This window comes from Allobosea sp. 05T439 (assembly GCF_056396005.1).
This window is the reverse complement of record NZ_JBFTKP010000037.1, coordinates 1-17,952: the sequence shown is the minus strand read 5'-3', so window position 1 is coordinate 17,952 and position 17,952 is coordinate 1. Positions and strand designations below refer to the sequence as shown.

The 17,952-nt window shown below is 65.7% G+C and carries 14 protein-coding genes and 1 pseudogene; 11 read left to right on the top strand and 4 right to left on the bottom strand.

The window, feature by feature from the left end; translation table 11 throughout:
• Positions 1-20 precede the first annotated feature (20 nt).
• Together AC1DIO_RS28275 and AC1DIO_RS28270 are read right to left on the bottom strand one after the other, a co-directional pair.
• Positions 21-1,007, bottom strand: coding sequence for a Bug family tripartite tricarboxylate transporter substrate binding protein (locus AC1DIO_RS28275; protein WP_441504489.1), 987 nt, complete (start codon positions 1,005-1,007; stop codon positions 21-23).
• Positions 940-2,142 (bottom strand): 4-oxalomesaconate tautomerase, encoded by a 1,203-nt coding sequence (locus AC1DIO_RS28270; RefSeq protein ID WP_476770900.1) that lies wholly within the window; start codon positions 2,140-2,142, stop codon positions 940-942. Before AC1DIO_RS28270 ends, AC1DIO_RS28275 begins: the two co-directional genes overlap by 68 nt.
• Positions 2,143-2,228: 86 nt before the next feature.
• On the opposite strand from AC1DIO_RS28270, the gene AC1DIO_RS28265 reads away from it, so the two are divergent.
• From AC1DIO_RS28265 to AC1DIO_RS28215, 11 genes and pseudogenes are all read left to right on the top strand, one after another.
• Positions 2,229-3,143 carry a LysR family transcriptional regulator gene (locus AC1DIO_RS28265; RefSeq protein WP_476775636.1) on the top strand — a complete coding sequence of 305 codons (915 nt, stop codon included), beginning with the start codon at positions 2,229-2,231 and terminating at the stop codon, positions 3,141-3,143.
• Between the two features lie 192 nt (positions 3,144-3,335).
• Positions 3,336-4,313 (top strand): prolyl aminopeptidase, encoded by a 978-nt coding sequence (pip, locus tag AC1DIO_RS28260; RefSeq protein WP_476854418.1) that lies wholly within the window; start codon positions 3,336-3,338, stop codon positions 4,311-4,313.
• Positions 4,314-4,323: 10 nt separating this feature from the next.
• On the top strand, positions 4,324-6,138 hold the full coding sequence (locus AC1DIO_RS28255) for a S9 family peptidase (RefSeq protein WP_476854417.1): 1,815 nt from the start codon (positions 4,324-4,326) through the stop codon (positions 6,136-6,138).
• Positions 6,139-6,164: 26 nt separating this feature from the next.
• Positions 6,165-7,592: a M20 family metallopeptidase gene (locus tag AC1DIO_RS28250; RefSeq protein ID WP_441504494.1), complete on the top strand. Its 1,428-nt coding sequence runs from the start codon at positions 6,165-6,167 to the stop codon at positions 7,590-7,592.
• Positions 7,593-7,685: 93 nt separating this feature from the next.
• Entirely contained in the window at positions 7,686-9,326 is a 1,641-nt protein-coding gene (locus AC1DIO_RS28245; RefSeq protein WP_441488118.1) for an ABC transporter substrate-binding protein, read from the top strand.
• 6 nt (positions 9,327-9,332) lie between these two features.
• Positions 9,333-10,406, top strand: coding sequence for an ABC transporter permease (locus tag AC1DIO_RS28240; protein WP_441504516.1), 1,074 nt, complete (start codon positions 9,333-9,335; stop codon positions 10,404-10,406).
• A gap of 9 nt (positions 10,407-10,415) precedes the next feature.
• Entirely contained in the window at positions 10,416-11,339 is a 924-nt protein-coding gene (locus tag AC1DIO_RS28235) for an ABC transporter permease (RefSeq protein WP_441504495.1), read from the top strand.
• 70 nt (positions 11,340-11,409) lie between these two features.
• Positions 11,410-12,198, top strand: a pseudogene (locus AC1DIO_RS28230) (ABC transporter ATP-binding protein); the annotation flags it as partial.
• Positions 12,195-12,992: an ABC transporter ATP-binding protein gene (locus AC1DIO_RS28225; protein WP_476854416.1), complete on the top strand. Its 798-nt coding sequence runs from the start codon at positions 12,195-12,197 to the stop codon at positions 12,990-12,992. The pseudogene AC1DIO_RS28230 and the gene AC1DIO_RS28225, both read left to right, overlap by 4 nt.
• A gap of 29 nt (positions 12,993-13,021) precedes the next feature.
• Entirely contained in the window at positions 13,022-14,044 is a 1,023-nt protein-coding gene (locus AC1DIO_RS28220) for a serine hydrolase domain-containing protein (protein WP_476854415.1), read from the top strand.
• Positions 14,045-14,093: 49 nt separating this feature from the next.
• Complete coding sequence (locus AC1DIO_RS28215) at positions 14,094-15,458, top strand: MmgE/PrpD family protein (RefSeq protein WP_441504496.1); 1,365 nt, start codon at positions 14,094-14,096, stop codon at positions 15,456-15,458.
• Here AC1DIO_RS28215 and AC1DIO_RS28210 read toward each other — a convergent pair.
• Complete coding sequence (locus AC1DIO_RS28210) at positions 15,383-16,378, bottom strand: LysR family transcriptional regulator (RefSeq protein ID WP_441504497.1); 996 nt, start codon at positions 16,376-16,378, stop codon at positions 15,383-15,385. The genes AC1DIO_RS28215 and AC1DIO_RS28210 overlap by 76 nt on opposite strands.
• Positions 16,379-16,395: 17 nt before the next feature.
• Positions 16,396-17,730 (bottom strand): hypothetical protein, encoded by a 1,335-nt coding sequence (locus AC1DIO_RS28205; protein WP_476854414.1) that lies wholly within the window; start codon positions 17,728-17,730, stop codon positions 16,396-16,398.
• Positions 17,731-17,952: the final 222 nt, after the last annotated feature.

Sequence of the window (17,952 nt, the reverse complement as noted above, 5' to 3'; positions counted from 1 at the left end):
TGGATTGGCCCGTCTCGGGCCTAGTTTACCGCGATCTGGGCCTGCTTGATGATGCCGGCCCAGCGCTTCGACTCCGCTTCCATCATCGCAGCGAACTCGGCCGGCGTATTGCCGATCGGCTCGGCGCCTTCGTTCTTCAGCCGTTCGCGGATGGTCGCGTCGTTGATGGCCTCCACCGTGGCGGTGCGGAGCTTTGCAGCGACATCCTTCGGCGTCCCCTTCGGCACGACGAAACCATACCAGGCTGTCGCCTCGTAACCGGCCCAGCCGCTTTCTGCGACCGAGGGCACCTCCGGGAAGAGCTTGGCCCGCTCCTTGCCGGTCACCGCCAGCGCGCGCACCTTGCTGCCTTCGATCAGCCCGAGAACCGACGGCACGGTGGTGATCATGAAATCGGACTGGCCGGCGAGGAGGTCGGTCAGGGCCGGGCCTGCGCCACGATAGGGCACGTGCACGGCTGTGAACTGCGCCATCTGCGCCAGCAGAACGGTGGCCAGGTGGCTGGCCGAACCGTTGCCGGCAGAGCCGTAGGTCAGTTTGCCCGGATTCTTCTCGCCGAAGCTGATCAGGTCCTTGATCGTCTTGTGGGGCGAATTCTGCGCCACGACGACGACCAGCGGAGCTGCGGAAATCAGGGTGATCGGGTCGAAGGCCGTCAGCGGATCGACCTTGACGTTCTTGAACAGGTGCGGGTTGACCACCATCGGGCCCTGATTGGCCATCAGCACCGTGTAGCCATCCGCGGGAGAGGTGGCGGCCTGTGCGGTGATCAGGTTGCCGCCGGCCGATCCGTTATTCTCCACGACCAGTGACTGGCCGAGCTTTTCTCCAACGCCCTGGGCGACCAGACGCGCGATCGCGTCCGTTCCGCCGCCGGCCGCGTAAGGCACCAGCAGGCGCATCGGCCGCTCGGGAAATGCTGCCTGAGCGAATGCCAGCTCAGGCAGACAGGCGCTGGCGGCTGCAGTCGTCAGCAGGCTGCAGAAGTGGCGACGCGTCGGTGTCATGATGGGAATTTCCTCCGATTGCAGTCCCTTCTGGCAGCGCGCCAATCGCGCTGGCGGGGACGATGACATGGCCTTCAAAGATACGGCGCGCGGTGCGCACCAGGCTGGCTCTGGCAACCTGGCCAGATGCGTCGAGAGCGAGGTCGACCTGGATACGGCCGCTCGGATGTTCGATCGTCACCAGCGAGGCGGCGTCCGCGAGACCTACCTCTTGCGCAACGCTGCCGGCGACCTGACTGGCGACGGCGATGCAGAGTGCGCCGGTGACGGCATGGCTGCGATGGCAGCGGTCCGGCGTGAAATAGCGTGAGGTCAGGCTGCCGCCCTGGCGGGCCGTCGAAAGCAGTCCGATCTTGGGAATGACCCGGCCGGCGACGTCGCCAAGACCCATGCGCCTGCCCGCCTCGCGCCGTATCTCCTCCAGCCGCGCCAGCAGGGCCGTATTCGCGTCGAGCTCCGCCGGCATCTCGTCACCGGCAAGGCCGAAATCGGTAGCGCGGACGAGCAGCATCGGCGTGGCATAGTCGATCAACGTGACCGGCACACCATCGATCAACTCGCGCGGCTTGCCGGTCGGCAGCAGGGAGCCGGTCTTGGAACCGACGGCTTCGAGGAAGGTCAGCTTGATCGGGGCTGCAGTGCCTGAAACGCCGTCGATCGCGGTTGTGCCGTCATACTCGACACGTTTGCCGGGGGTCTGCACCACCGCCTCGATCAGCGAGGCGGTATTGCGGTTGTAGATCCGAACCATCGTCTCACCATCGCATGCCGGCACGAGGCCGGCCTCGATGGCGAAGGGGCCGATGGCGGAGAGCATGTTGCCGCAGTTCGGACCGAGATCGACATGAGCCCGGTCGACTGCGACCTGGGCGAAGAGGTAATCGATATCGGCATCCGGGCGTGACGCGTTGCCGACGATGGCGACCTTGCTGGTCAGCGAATTGCCGCCCCCGATCCCGTCGAGTTGCAGCGTGTGAGGCGACCCCATTGCTGCGAGCAGCACGCGGTCGCGCGCCTCCGGGTCAGCCGGCAGATCGGTTTCCAGGAAGAACGGGCCGCGGGATGTGCCGCCGCGCATCAGCACGCAGGGAATGCGCAGGGCACGTGCATGAGTGGGCTTGAGCGGATCGGGCAAGGGCGGCGTCCAGCGGTGAGTGACGGGCTCTCATCCCAGATCGTGAAACCTCTGTGAAATGCAGAGATCGGTGTTATTGATGCGCCATGAGCATCAATTTCGAAGCGCTTGATCTGCGCGCGTTCATCGCGGTGGTTGAACTGGAGGGGTTCCACCGCGCCGCAGAGGCCCTCAACATGTCGCAGCCGGCGCTGAGCCGGCGCATCCAGCGGCTCGAGGCAGCGGTCGGCGCGGCCCTGCTCGAACGCACGACGCGGCGCGTGGCGCTGACCATGGTCGGGCGCGAGATGCTGCCGCTGGTGCGGCGCATGCTGGACGAGTTCGATTCATCGATCTTCGCGATGCGCGATCTTGGCACGAGGCGAGCAGGGCAGATCGCGCTCGCCTGTGTGCCGACGGCCGCGTTTTACTTCCTGCCCTCGGTGATCGCGCGCTTCTCGGAGCAGTATCCCAATATTCGGTTCCGGATCCTCGACCTCTCGGCCAATGATGGCCTGGAGAGCGTGGCGCGCGGCGAGGTCGAATTCGGCATCAATCTGCTCGGCGGCTCCGATCCCGATCTGAGCTTCGAGCCGCTGCTCGAAGACCCGTTCGTCCTCGCCTGCCGGCGCGACCATATCCTGGCGAGCAAGCCATCGCTCGGCTGGGCCGATCTCGAAGGGCATCCACTGGTCACCGTCAGCCGGGCGAGCGGCAATCGCGCCATCCTCGACGCGGCCCTGGTACGGGTCGGCGTGCGGCTGGACTGGTCCTTCGAAGTCACGCATCTGTCGACCTCGCTGGGGCTGGTCGAAGCCGGGCTTGGCATCTCGGTTTTGCCGCGCCTTGCAACGCCGACCGGAGAGCATCCCATCATCGTGACGCGCCCGATCCGCGATCCGGAGGTCTCGCGGACCATTGGCGTGGTGCGTCGCCGCGGCGTTCGCCTTGCTCCGGCTGCGGAGCGCTTTCTCGATATGCTGCTGGGGACATGGCGAGGGCCTTTGCCTCAGCGGAAATAAGAGCCTGCCCGCGCGGCTGGCCGCGGCGCCCAAGGCAACAGGAGGTCGGGGACGGGTATGCTGCAAAACTATTCCACAGGCGCATAACATCGAACCCAAATTGCATTAGCCAGCATCGGGCCGAGCGTGGCATCGTTAGGTCATCGAGATGGTTGAGCGCTGGCTTCAGCGCGTTTTTCGTTGGAGCAAGGCGTGTCGGCCTACGATGACGTTCTTTACCCCGCGCTTGAGCCTTACCGCGCTTTTCGGCTTGCGGTGGGGGGCGCGCATGAACTCCATGTTGAGACCAGCGGCAATCCGGACGGCATTCCGGTCGTTTTTCTGCATGGCGGTCCGGGCGGCGGCACCAAGCCGGCCCAGCGCCGGACCTTCGACCCTGCCGTCTTCAATATCGTGACCTTCGACCAGCGCGGTGCCGGGAAATCGACCCCGCATGCGGAACTCGACGGCAACACGACGCAGGACCTGATCGCCGATCTGKAGCGTATCCGCAGGCATCTTGGCATCGAGCGCTGGCTCGTCACCGGCGGGTCCTGGGGCAGCTGTCTTGGGCTCGCCTACGGCCAGAGCCATCCCGAGCGCTGTCTCGGCTTCCGTCTGCATGGCATCTTCATGGCGCAGCGCTCGGAGATCGACTGGTGGTTCCAGGGCTCGCGTATGATCTTCCCGGATCATTGGGAGGCTTTTGCCGAATTCGTGCCGGCGGCGGAGCGTCATGATCTGCTCTTGGCCTATTACAAGCGCCTGACCAGCGACGATGCCGGGTTGCGTGCTGCAGCGGCGGTCAGCCTCAGGACCTTTTCGGCGCAGACCCAGACGTTCCTGCCCGACCCGGACCATGTCGCGACGCTGACCGACACCGACGCCGCGCTCGCGATCTCCCGGATCTTCACGCATTACTGCATGAACGGGGCCTTCCTTCCCTCCGGCCAATTGCTGAGCGACATCGGTCGCATCCGCCATTTGCCGGCCGAGATCGTGCAGGGGCGCTACGATACGGTGACGCCGATGAGCACGGCCTGGCAGCTGAAAAAGGCCTGGCCCGAAGCCCGGTTCACGATCGTGACCGAAGCGAACCACGCAGCGACGCCGAGTGCGCCGGCGTTGTCGCAAGCCCTGCGCGAGGCAACGGACCGGTTGCGCGATGTGATGCTGGCCCAGGCGGCCTGAGGGAGAGCCCATGTACGAGGCCGCAAACCAGATTCGCATCGGCATCGAGCCCTATCTCGAGGTCCGGAGCGCAAAGAGCCCCGCCATCGCGCCCGACGGCGAATTGCTGGCCTATCTCAGCGACGAGAGTGGCACGCACCAGATCTGGCTGCGGCCGCTCGCGGGCGGAGCGCCCTGGCGCCTGACCGATATGCCGGAGCCGATCGGCGCGATCTCCTTCAACCCCAAGGGCCGCGACCTCCTCTTCACGATGGATTGCGGTGGCGACGAGCGGCACCAACTCTGGTTGGTGCCGGGCGCCTCCGGAGTGCCTGAGCCGCTTACCGACGATCCGACGGTCGTGCATGCCTGGGGCGCCTGGGCGCCGGACGGACAACGCATCGCATTCACCTCCAATGCCCGCGATTGCGAGCATATGGACGTCTACGTCATGGAACTCGCTACGCGCACCGCCAAGCGCGTCCATCAAGGCTCCGGCTATCGTGAGGCGGTCGCCTTCTTCCCCGATGGCAAGTCGCTGCTCGTCGCCAACGCCACGCGTTCGATGAGCKATCAGGACCTGCATCGCCTCGATCTCGAGACTGGCAGCCTCACGCCATTGCTGCCGCATGAGGGCCGCGCGCGCTATGTCGTCAGCCGCATGAAGAAGGATGGCAGCGGCTTCTTCTTCGTGTCCGATCAGGGGCGCGAGCATCTCGGTGTCGCCTTCTGTGCACTGGCCGAGGGGCGCGTCACCTGGATCGTCGAGCGGGAGAAGCAGGATATCGAGGCGATCGCGCTCGCGCCTGACCAGGGCCGCCTCGCCTATGTGGCGAACGAGGAAGGCTGGAACCGCGTTTTCATTCGTGATCTCGCGACGGCCGAGGAGTTCGAGGTCGCCGGCTTGCCGCGCGGGACCATCGGCTCGGTGGCCTGGGTTCCCGACGGCAGCGGCCTCGTGTTCCCGCTCGATGGTGCGACCTCGTCTCCGGATATCTGGCGCTTCGATGTGGCTACCCGCACGGCAACGCGGCTGACGGATGCATCCAAGGCAGGTCTCGATTCAAGCAGCTTTGTCGAGCCGAGCGTCGAGCGCGCCGCGAGCTTCGACGGTCTCGAAGTGCCCTTCTTCGTCTACCGGCCGCGGAGCAAGGCTCCGGCGGGCGGCTATCCGGCCGTGGTCGTGGTGCATGGCGGACCGGAAGCGCAGTGGACGCCGATCTTCCGGGCCGACCTGCAGTTCTTCCTGAGCCAAGGCATCATGGTCGTCGCCCCCAATGTGCGTGGCTCGACCGGCTATGGCCGCGCCTACCAGCATCTCGACGACAAGCATCTGCGCATGGACAGTGTCGCGGACCTCAAGGCGGTGCGGTTGTGGCTGCGCGAACAACCGGAGGTCGATGACGAGCGCGTCGCGGTCTATGGGCGTTCCTATGGCGGCTTCATGGTGCTCGCCGCGCTGACCGAACAACCCGAATTGTGGAAGGTCGGCGTCGAGTTCTACGGCATCGCCAATTTCCTGACGATGCTCGAAACCACGGGGCCGTGGCGCAAGTATCTGCGCGCGGTCGAATATGGCGATCTCGTTGCCGATCGGGACGACCTGATCCGCTTCTCGCCGATCCACAAGGCAGGCCATATTCGCGCGCCGCTGTTTATCGCGCAGGGGCTCGACGATCCGCGTGTGCCTCCCGGCGAGAGCGAGATGATTTATTCGGTGCTGCGCGGCCGCGGCCATCCGGTCGAGTATGTCCGCATCCCGCATGAGGGCCATGGCTTCGCCCGGATCGAGAACCGGCGCACGGTCTTCGGGGCCGTCGCACGCTTTCTGCGTAAGCATCTGTGACAGCATCTGGAATACGAGAGGACGCCATGCGTAATTCAGAGACGATCTGGCAATTGGTCGATGCCAAGCGGCAGCCCTTCGAGGCGCTGAGCGACCGGGTCTGGGGCATGCCCGAGATCGCCTATACCGAGTACCGCTCGGTCGCCGAGCATACGGCGATGCTGAAGGAACAGGGCTTCCGCGTGACCGAGAATGTCGCCGGCATTCCGACTGCGGTGATGGGCGAAGCGGGCGAGGGCGGCCCGGTGATCGCCTTCCTCGGCGAATATGATGCGTTGCCCGGCCTGAGCCAGGAGGCGAATATCGCCGAGCCGCGCCCGGTCGAGGGTGGCGGACATGGCCATGGCTGCGGCCACAACATGCTCGGCTCGGCCGCGCTGCTGGCCGCGACCGCGCTCAAGGACTGGCTTGCCGAGACGGGGCGCCCCGGGCGGGTGCGCTATTTCGGCTGCCCGGCGGAAGAGGGTGGCGCAGCGAAGGCCTTCATGGTGCGTGCCGGCGCCTTCGACGATGTCGATGTCGCCATCACCTGGCACCCGGCGTCGATGACGCGGGTCGACGAGGCGCTGTCGCTCGCCAATACGCGCATGGACTTCCACTTCACCGGCCGCGCCTCGCACGCGGCGGCGGCGCCGCATCTGGGACGCAGCGCACTCGATGCCGTCGAGCTGATGAATGTCGGCGTCAACTACATGCGCGAACACATGCCGTCGGATGCCCGCATCCACTATGCCATGCTCGATTCCGGGGGTATCGCGCCGAACGTCGTGCAGGCTTCGGCAAAGGTACGTTATGCGATCCGCGCCCGCGATCTCGCGGGCATGCTGGAGCTCAATGAACGGGTCAAGAAAGTCGCCGAGGGGGCGGCGCTGATGACCGAGACCAAGGTCTCGATCTCGATCATGAGCGCGGTTTCCAACATGCTCGGCAATACGCCGCTCGAAGAGGCGATGTTCCAGAACATCCAGCGCCTCGGGCCCGTGCCGTTCGACGATGCCGACCGCGCCTACGCCGCCCAGATCCAGGCGACGCTGAGCGAGGCCGACATCCTGAACGACTATCGCCGMACCGGCGTCGCGCCGCGCGAGAACACCCCGCTCTGCGATTTCGTGATCCCCAGGGATGCCAGAGGCGTGCCGATGGTCGGCTCGACCGACGTCGCGGATGTCAGCTGGAAGGTGCCGACCATCCAGGCACGCGTCGCGACGCATGCCATCGGCACGCCCGGCCATTCCTGGCAGATCACGGCGCAAGGCAAGGCCCCGGCCGCGCATAAGGGCATGGTTCATGCCGCCAAGATCATGGCCGGTACGGCCGTCGACGTGATGAGCGACGAGACGCTGCTGGCGCGCGCCAAGAAGGATCACCAGGAGCGGACGACCAGGACGCCCTATATCTGCCCGATCCCGGCCGAGGTGAAGCCGCCGATCCAGCCGCGGCCCGAAGCCGCCTGAGCCTTTCAGCCGGGCCTGCGCGGGAGACACAGCGCAGGCCTAGCGACCACAGCAAGTCTTGACCAAGAACAATCACGAGAGCGGGAACTGACCATGGCCAAGCAAGACCAGTCGACGGAGACGCGCGCGCCTCGCGCCGCGCGGTATCTTCTCTCCAGCGTCGCCGCTGCGGCGGCCGTTTGCGCTGCTGCCACGACGGCCGGCGCCGCCACGCCGAAGAACGCCCTGGTGATGGCGTGGAATATCGACGCGATCAGCACTTTCGATCCGGCCCAGGTCGGCGAGGTCGTGACCAACGAGATCCTGCAGAACACCTGCGACACGCTGGTCGATTTCGACCCGGCCGACGAGCGCAAGGTTGTCCCGCTCTTCGCCGAGCGCTGGGACGTCTCGCCGGATCGCAAGGAGATCACCTTCCACCTGCGCAAGGGCGCCAAGTTCCCGTCCGGCAATCCGGTGACCGCTGAGGATGTCCTCTGGTCGCTGCGCCGCGTGGTCAAACTCAATTTCGGCAATGCCGCGACCCTGACCGAATACGGCTTCACCAAGGACACGGTCGATCAGCGCATCGTGGCGCCGGATGCCAATACGGTCGTGTTCAAGCTCGACAAGGCCTATCCGACGACGCTGATCCTGCAGGCGATCGCCGCCAACCGCGTCGCTGCCGTGATGGACATGAAGACCATCATGGCCAATGAGCAGAATGGTGATCTCGGCAATAAGTATCTCGGCACCCGCACGGCCTGCGTCGGCCCCTACAAGCTGACGCGCTGGAACGCGGGCGAGTCCATCGTGCTCGAGGCGAACGAGGGCTATTGGGGCAAGGCTCCGGCGCTGAAGCGCGTGCTGATCCGGCATGTCGCGGAAGCCGGCACCCAGCGCCTGCTGCTGGGGCAGGGCGACGTCGACGTCGCGCGTGACCTGACGCCCGAGGACGTCAAGGACCTCGAAGCCTCGAAGGATGTCTCGATCCTCAAGGTTCTGCGGCCGCAGCTGTTCTTCTGGAACTTCAACGTTGCGGACGGCCCCTTCTCCAAGGAGAAGGTGCGCCTCGCGATGCGCTACCTGATCGACTATGACGGTCTCGGCAAGACGATCATGACCTATCTCGGGGTGCCGCGGGCGAGCTTCGCGCAGCTTGGAGCGGTCGGCGCATTGGACGAGAAGGAGGGCCAGCCCTTCAAGCTCGACCTCGACAAGGCCAAGCAGCTCCTGACCGAGGCGGGCTATCCGAACGGTTTCGAAGCCAGCCTGATCTTCGGCACCTTGCCGCATTCGGCGCCGATCGCCCAAAGCGTGCAGCAGAACGCCTCCAAGATCGGCGTGAAGCTGTCGCTCGAGCGGATGGCCAATGCCCAGCTGTTCAGCAAGGTTCGCGGCCGCGAATTCCAGTCGGCGATGCTGGCCTGGCAGACCGGCGTGCCGGATGCGCATGGGAATGCCTCGCGCCTCGTCTTCAATCCCGACAACCGGGCCGAGGCGAAGCAGACGCAATATCCGAGCTGGCGTTCGTCGTATCAGGACCTGGCGCTCAACGCCAAGATCGACGAAGCCTTGCTGGAAGCCGACACGGCCAAGCGCGACGCGCTCTACGCCGAGATTCAGAAGGACGTCATGGCCAAGGGGCCGATGGCCTTCATGTTCCAGATGTACAACATCGCGGGTGTCCGCAAGGACCTGAAGGACTGGAGCTGGACCGGCTTCAAGACCTACTACGCCCGAACCAGCAAGTAAGGCTGGCTGGTGTCCGAAGTCGCCGAGGTCGGCTCCCGTCGGTTTGCGAGTCCAGGGCGGAAGGGTCTTCCGTCCTGGGTCTGGGCAACCGGAAGGACCATCATTTCCGTTGCCGTGACCCTGTTCGGGCTCGCGGCGCTCACCTTCTTCATCGGTCGCCTGCTGCCGCTTGATCCCGTTGCCGCGGTGCTCGGCGACAACGCGACCCAGGAAGCCTATGACGCGATGTACCGGCAGCTCGGTCTCGACCAGCCGCTCTGGGTGCAGTTCGCGCGCTATGTCTGGGGCATCCTGCATCTCGATTTCGGGACGGCGCTGACCACCGGGAAACCGGTGATGGAAGACATCGCCCGCGTCTTCCCGGCGACGATCGAGCTCGCCAGCGTGGCGATCATCATCGGTACGGGGCTCGGCATTCCGATGGGCGTGCTCGCCGCCATGTACCGCGATACGTGGATCGACCAGCTGTCACGCGTCGTCGGGCTGATCGGTTATTCCGCCCCCAATTTCTGGCTCGGCCTGATGGGGCTCGTCCTGTTCTACGCCACGCTCGGCTGGGTGGCGGGGCCGGGGCGCATCGACTTCACCTATGAGTTCGACCTCGAGCATGTGACCGGCTTCCTGCTCATCGACAGTGCCATGGCGGGCAACTGGGAGATGTTCGGCAACGCCTTCTCGCACATCATCCTGCCGGCCTCGATCCTGGCCTTCGGCGCGTTCGCCTATATCAGCCGCATGACGCGCAGCTTCATGATCGAGCAGCTGAGCCAGGAATATGTGGTGACGGCGCGGGTCAAGGGGCTGTCCTGGTCGCGCACCGTTTGGGGCCATGCCTTTCGCAATATCGCCGTGCAGGTCGTGACCGTCGTGGCGCTCTCCTACGCCTTCCTGCTGGAAGGGGCGGTGCTCACGGAGACGGTCTTCGCCTGGCCCGGTTTCGGCCGCTACCTGACCAATGCCCTGCTCGCGGGCGACATGAATGCCGTGGTCGGCTGCACGCTGCTCGTCGGCGTCATCTTCGTCACGCTCAATCTGCTCTGCGACCTGCTCTACCGGGTCTTCGACCCGCGCACCCGGTGAAGGCACGCCATGTCCGCTCCCCCTCTTGAAACGTCCGGCACAGGCCTCAAGGCCTGGCTTACGGCCCCCGTTCCGGCCTCGCCATTCCAGGCGCGTATGCAGCAGCTGTCCCTGAAATGGTGGCGGCTCAAGGCCAACCCGTCGGCGCTGTTCGGGCTGGCCGTCATCGTACTCATCGTGCTGGCGGCCTTGTTTGCGCCGCTGATCGCGACGCATGACATCTATGCCCAGGATCTCGGCAAGCGGCTGATGCGGCCGTCGGCGGCGCATTGGCTCGGCACGGACGAACTCGGCCGCGATATCTTCAGCCGGCTCGTCTTCGGCGCCCGCATCACGCTCTACATTGCCTTGCTGACGGCGATCATCGTCGCGCCGCTCGGTTTGATCATCGGCACCACCTCCGGTTATCTCGGCGGCTGGGTCGATATCGTGCTGATGCGCGTGGTCGATGTCTTCCTGGCCTTCCCGAGCCTGGTGCTGGCGCTCGCCTTCGTCGCCGCGCTCGGCCCGGGCATCGAGAACGCCATCATCGCGATTGCGCTCGCCGCCTGGCCACCGATCGCCCGGCTTGCCCGCGCGGAAACCCTGTCGATCCGCAAGTCGGACTATATTGCCGCCGTGCGGCTGCAGGGAGCCTCGCCGTTGCGCATCATCCTTGGCCATGTCGTGCCGATGTGCATTCCCTCTGTCGTGGTGCGCCTCACGCTCAACATGGCAGCGATCATCCTCACCGCTGCGGGGCTCGGTTTCCTCGGCCTCGGTGCGCAGCCGCCGAGCCCGGAATGGGGCGCCATGCTGGCTTCCGGCCGGGAGTTCATTTTGACCAATGGCTGGATTGCGGCCATTCCCGGTACCGCCATCCTGATCACCAGCCTCGCCTTCAACCTCTTCGGGGATGGCCTGCGCGATATCCTGGATCCGCGTCATGGCTAAGCCGCTGCTCGAGGTCGAGGACCTCTTCGTGTCCTTCAAGGGGGCTCATCGCACCACCCAGGCGGTCCGGGGCATCTCGTTCAACGTCGGCCGGGAGAAGGTCGGTATCGTCGGCGAGTCCGGTTCGGGCAAGTCGCTCACCGGGCGCACGGTGCTGAAGCTGACGCCGAAGRCCGCACATATCGACGCCAGGCGGCTCTCCTTCGACGGCATCGACCTGCTCGCCGCCAGCGAGCGGCAGATGCGGAGCATTCGAGGCAACCGCATCTCGATGATCCTGCAGGACCCGAAATTCTCGCTCAACCCGCTGATGCGGGTCGGCCAGCAGATCACCGAAGCCTACCGCCTGCATCACAAGGTCGGCCGGCGCGAGGCCGAAGCGCGGGCGCTGGCCATGCTCGAGGCGGTGAAGATCCGCGATCCCGACCGCGTCTACCAGCTCTTCCCGCACGAGGTTTCGGGCGGCATGGGGCAGCGCATCATGATTGCCATGATGCTCATTCCCGAGCCGGACCTGATCATTGCCGACGAGCCGACTTCGGCCCTCGACGTGACGGTGCGAAGGCAGGTCCTGACCATTCTCGACGAGCTCGTCACGCGGCGTGGCGCGGGCCTGATGTTCATCAGCCATGACCTCAACCTCGTCGCCGATTTCTGCGACCGCGTGTTGGTCATGTATGCCGGCCGGATCATGGAGGACATCGCCGCGCGCGACCTGCGCAATGCGCGCCACCCCTATACGCGCGCGCTGCTCGACAGCCTGCCGCGGCTCGACCGCGCCACCGACATGCTCCAGGTCCCGAGCCGCGACCCGGCCTGGCTCGACGGTCCGACGATCCGCAGCGGAGTGGCGACATGAGTGCTCCGGCCACGAACGCTTCTGGGGCTGCGCAGCAGACCGCCCTCGCAGTCAGCCATCTCAACATCATCTTCGGCAGCGGCGCAGCCGCGATGACCGCGGTCGACGATGTCTCCTTCACGCTCGGGCACGGCGAAGCCTTCGGGCTGATCGGCGAGTCCGGCTGCGGCAAGTCGACGATCCTGCGTGCGCTCGTCGGGCTCAACCGCGATTACGAGGGCACGATCAGGTTCCGCGACACGGTGGTGCCGCGCCAGCGCGACAAGAGCTTTTTTCGTCGGGTGCAGATGGTCTTCCAGGACCCCTATGCCTCGCTTCATCCGCGCAAGATAGTGCAATACGTCCTGGCCGAGCCTCTCCGGATTCACGGGTTCGACCGGCATCAGGAGCGCATCGACGAAATCCTATCGGCCGTCGGGCTCGGGCCGTCGTTCCGCTATCGCTTCCCGCATGAGCTTTCGGGCGGCCAGCGCCAGCGCGTCGCGATCGCGCGCGCACTCATCATCGAGCCCGAACTGCTGCTCCTCGACGAGCCGACCTCGGCGCTCGATGTTTCGGTCCAGGCCGAAATCCTCAACCTGCTGAAGCAGCTCCGGCGTGCCCGCGACCTGACCTATCTGATGGTCAGTCACGACCTCGCGGTGGTGACGCATCTGTGCGAGCGCGTCGGCATGATGAGCGAAGGACGCATCATCGAGGAGATGAGCGCCGAGGACGTGCGCGCCGGCCGCGCCGCCGAGCCTTACACGCGGGAATTCCTGGAGGCGAGCACGGGGTACCGGCCGGCCTCGTGACTGCAATCCTCAGGGGAGGCGATTTTTCCATGCGCAAAGACGTTTCGGGGGACGGACAGGTTGCGGATGCGGCCTGGCCGAATGAGGACTGGAGTGCGGTAAACCCCGCTGATGCGGGCTGGTCCGCGGATGGCCTCGACCGCGTCTGGAGCTATGCCGACACGATCGCGACTGCGACGCTGATGATCGTGCAGGGCGGCCGGGTTGTCGCGAGCCGCGGCGATCTCGCCCATCGTTACCAGTGCCATTCGATCCGCAAGAGCTTCCTCAGCGCTCTCATCGGTATCCATGAGGACGAAGGCACGATCGACCTGTCGCGCAGCCTGGCGCAGCTCGGAGTCGACGACAAGGACGGCCTGAGCGAACGCGAGAAGGCGGCCACGATCTACGACCTGCTAACTGCGCGCTCGGGCATCTTTCACCCGGCCGGGTATGAATCGGCCTGGATGAAGTCGATCAAGGAGCCGCGCCATTCGCACGCGCCGGGCGCCTTCTGGTCCTATAACAACTGGGACTTCAACGCTCTCGGCACGATCTTCGGCGCGCTCACCGGTGCCGGCATCCATGATGACTTCCAGGGGCGCATCGCCGGGCCGCTCGGCATGCAGGATTTCCGCTTCGACGAGGAACGTCGCGACGGCTGGATCGAGCCGGACGACTGCTCCGTGCACCCGGCCTATCCGTTCCGGATGTCGACGCGCGATCTCGCCCGCTTCGGCCTGATGTTCCTGCGGCGAGGCCGCTGGCGCAGCCGGCAGGTGGTGCCGGCCAACTGGGTGGCGACCAGTGTCCTGCCGCTCTCGGATGCAGGCCCGCGTGGCGGCTATGGCTATATGTGGTGGGTGTCGCGGTCCGGTGCTGGTTTTCCGGGCGTCGTGCTGCCGGATGGCAGCTACAGCGCCCAGGGCGTCGGCGGGCAGTACTGCCTCGTCATTCCCTCGCTCGACCTGGTGATCGTGCACCGCGTCAACACCGACAAGAAGGGCKAGGAGGTCAACCGCTTCGCCTTCGGGCGCCTGCTGCGCCTCATCCTCAACGCGCGCGTGGGCTGACGGACGCGCTGGCCCTTCTCGTCGTACTCGTCGCAGATCTGGAGAGCCTATGTCGAGTGCCATCGAACGCATTGCGGCCTGGAGCCGGTCCGGACCTGGGTTCGCTCCTCTGGCGCGGACGCGTGCGCGTCATGCGATCGCCGATACGATCGGCTGCATGATTGCCGGCGCCGACGATCAGGCGACGCAGTCGGTGCGTGCGGCTTTCGCCGCCAGCATCGGGCCGTCCGGTGCAGCCGCCGTCATTGGTGGCGGCAGGGCATCGGAAGCCGTCGCCGCCCTGGTGAACGGCACGGCGGCGCATGCTCTCGATTACGACGACAATTTCCGGCCGGGCATCACCCATGCTTCGGCCGTGCTCGTGCCGGCCCTGCTTGCCGTCGCGCATGGTCGAGCCGCGAACGGGCGCAGCTTCGTGGACGCCTATCTCGTCGGGCTCGAGGCGCAGGCGATAGTCGGGCGAGGCATCAATCCGGCGCATTACACGCTCGGGTGGCACGCGACCTCGACGGTGGGGGCTATCGGAACTGCAGCAGGCACGGCCTGGCTGATGGGACTCGATGCGGCGGGCATCGCGCGCGCCATGAGCGTAGCGGCAAGCATGGCGGCCGGGCCCAAGGGGCAGTTCGGGACCCCGGCAAAGCCGCTGCATGCGGGGCTTGCCGCCCGCAATGCCGTTGACGCGGCTGCGCTTGCGGCGGCTGGCATGACAGGTCGTCTCGACATTCTGGAATGCCCGATGGGGGTGGCCGAACTGTTCGGCGACGCGAGCGCGGCGGGATGGGCCGGGATAGCCATTGCCGAGCCGCATGTCATCGAGAGCGAGGGCCTCATCCCCAAGCGCCATCCCTGCTGCGGCTCCACGCATTACACGGTGGACGCGATCCTCGGGCTGAAGGCCGAACATGGCTTCACGAGCGGGGACGTGCTTGCGGTGGAGACGCTGGTCGGTATCGCGAATGCGCGTAACCTCGCCTATCCCGACCCGGAAGACGAGATGCAGGCCCGTTTCTCGATGCATTACTGCGTCGCGCTCGCGCTCCTGCAGGACCGCTTGTCGCTGGCCGATTTCACGCCCGAGGCGGTGCAGCGCCAGGCCGTGCGCGAACTTCTGCCGCGCACGGTCATGAGGGCCTATGACAAGAGCGAGGAGGCCGCTGCCGGGCGCCTGCCGCATCGTGTGACCGTGCGGCTTGCGGACGGGCGAACGCTGACCGTCGAACGCTCGGAGGCAAAGGGCTCGATTGCGGACCCCTTCGACGACATGGATCGCGAGTCAAAATTCCTCGATTGCTGTGCGGCCACGATGAACGAGGCCGAGATCGCGACGCTCTATGATCAGCTCGCCGGCATCGACGCAGCAGCCAATCTCAACTTCCTGTCCCCCGCATTGGTCGCGACGGGCCGCGCATAGGAGAGCCTGCCCGGCATCGGGCGCACAGGTGCGTCCGGCGCACTCAGGGGCATGTTCTCATCGACGGCGGCCCAGAAAAGCTCGGCACCGTGCCGGCTTGGCGATGCGGCACGGTAGAGGCGGATTTCGGCGGTCAGCTCCCAGGAGGGATCGGCCGCCGGCACGAGCACGCCGCTGCGCAGCTCCTCGGTAATAAGGCTTTCCGGGATCCAGGCCATGCCGCGCCCAGCCAAAACCATCGCCTTGAGGCCGACCGACATCGGGTTCTCGTAGACGGTGACGTGAGGGGCGGGCCGATCGGCGAAGAGCTTGGCCAGACGACGGGCAAAGAACGAGCAGCTGCCGTAGCTGAGCATTCGGACGGGCTCTCCTGTGGGGCGGAGAGCATGCACCGGCCTGCCATCGGCGCCGGCGATCGAGACCGGGATCGCGCGCTCGGAGCCAAGGCGGCGATAGATGAAACGAGCGGGATCGAGCAGCAGCGGCACGGTCTCATGCGCATAGGTCAGCAGGAAATCGCATTCGCCCTGGTTCAGGACCGCGACATTGCCGTCATAGGACGAATACTGGTCGCAGAAACGGGTCTTCACCGACCCAAGCCGCTCCTCGATGCGCCTGATGAAGCCGGGGAAATAGGTCAGGGACAAGGTGTTGAGCGTGGCGAAGACCAGCACTTCGGCCGTGTCTTCATGCTGCTGGCGCGCCTCCTGTCGCGAGGTCTGGACCAGCTTCAGGATCTCACGCGCCCGCGGCAGGAAGATTTTGCCCTCCTCCGTGATGCCGATCGGGTAGCTGCTGCGGTCGAACAAGGACAGGCCGAGCCAGCTCTCGAGCTGCCGGATGCGGCGGCTCAGGGCAGATTGCGTGACGTTGCGCTCACGGGCCGAGCGCGAGAAACTCAAGGTTGTCGAGAGGCTCACAAAGTCCTCCAGCCACTTCAGCTCCATCGCGTCGCATCTCCCTGTCCGGCGGATGGCAACCTGCCATGCCGGACGCGACAAGCAAACAGCTTGCCGCGAACGGGACCGKGGGCGATGCGGTGAAGGCGCAATGGCCGGATGCGGCCGGCCGTGGCCGCACCAGCGTCTCCGCTAGCGACGGAAACCACCATGGAATCCGCCGCCACGGAAACCTCCTCCGCCATGGAACCCACCGCCGCCGGTGAAGCCGCCGCCGTGGAAGCCGCCACCGCCACGGAAACCGCCAGCCTCCGCGAATCCACCGCCTCCTCGGAAGTTTTCCATCCGCTCGCCATGGAACCGGCCGATCTGCTCACGGTCGAGATTACGGATCTCTCCGCCACCGGCATTGGCCCAGCGACCGTTCTGATGCTGCTCCCAGCCATTGCTCCCGCGGCGGAAGACCTCACCGTTGCGACCCGCGTAGTGGTCATTCGCGCGTGGGTGGTTGCGGGCGAGCCGGCGTTCTGACGGATGTTCCCGTCATTCAGGCGCAGATTGCCAGCTCGCTCGCCCAGGCCGCCCTGCGCATTCAGATTGGCGCGTGCGTTGCCGAGATTGGCGCGCTGGCCGGGCGTGAGCCCGCCCCGGTTGGCGATGCGGGTGTCGATGCGGCTATGCACCGAGTTGTTCGTCCAGCGGTTGTAGATGTTGGCGTGGTTGAAGTTGAACTGGTTGAACGTATTGAAGTTGTTGATCACCACATTGTTGTGGCCCCAACCCCAGCCGCCGCCCCAGCCCCAGGCGCCACCGGCCCAGGCCGCGCCGGCAATGGCCCCCAGGGTGAACCCGGACACCGCGCCCCAGGCGAAAGCCGTGCCATATCCATAGGTCAGAGGTGCCGGATACCAGGCCGATCCGATCCAGGCCGGATAGACATAGCCGGTGCCGTAGACGACGACGCCGCCCGGTGCGGTGACCGTGCCGTAATAGCCCGGGGTATATCCGACATAGACGGTCTCGGGGGTGGAACTGTAGACCCTGACATAGGTCACGAAATGCAGGGGCGAACTCGGCGGAATAGCGTAGATCGCTGCCGGGACTTCGGTCGCGACAGTCCAGGGGCCGGCCGCGCTGTTCGCGACGAACCAGACACCGTTCTGGACTGCATAATAGGAACTGCCGGCCTTGATCACCGGTATCGCGGCATTGGCGACATATTCGAGGCTGGTGCCTTCGATCGGTTTCAGGTCTGGCTTCCCGTCATAGCGAACGCTCACCTTCGCCTTCTTGCGGTCGACCGTCGCGGTCTGCGGGATCTGATTGTCGATCAGGGAGATGCTGTAACGGGGCCTGCGTCGCGCGCTGCCCATTGCCACTTGCGTCTAGAAGGGCAAGCTGTCGCCGTTCCCGTACCGACCCTGAAGGTGGAGGATTACGGGATGWGGCTGTTCATCGGATTGGATGTGTCATTGGCGAAGACTGCGGTCTGCGCCATCACCGAGCACGGCAAGATCGTGAAGGAAGCGCAGGTCGCCAGTGACCCAGAGGCCGTGGCGGGATATGTGCTGGCGTTGGGCGGAACGGTTGCAACG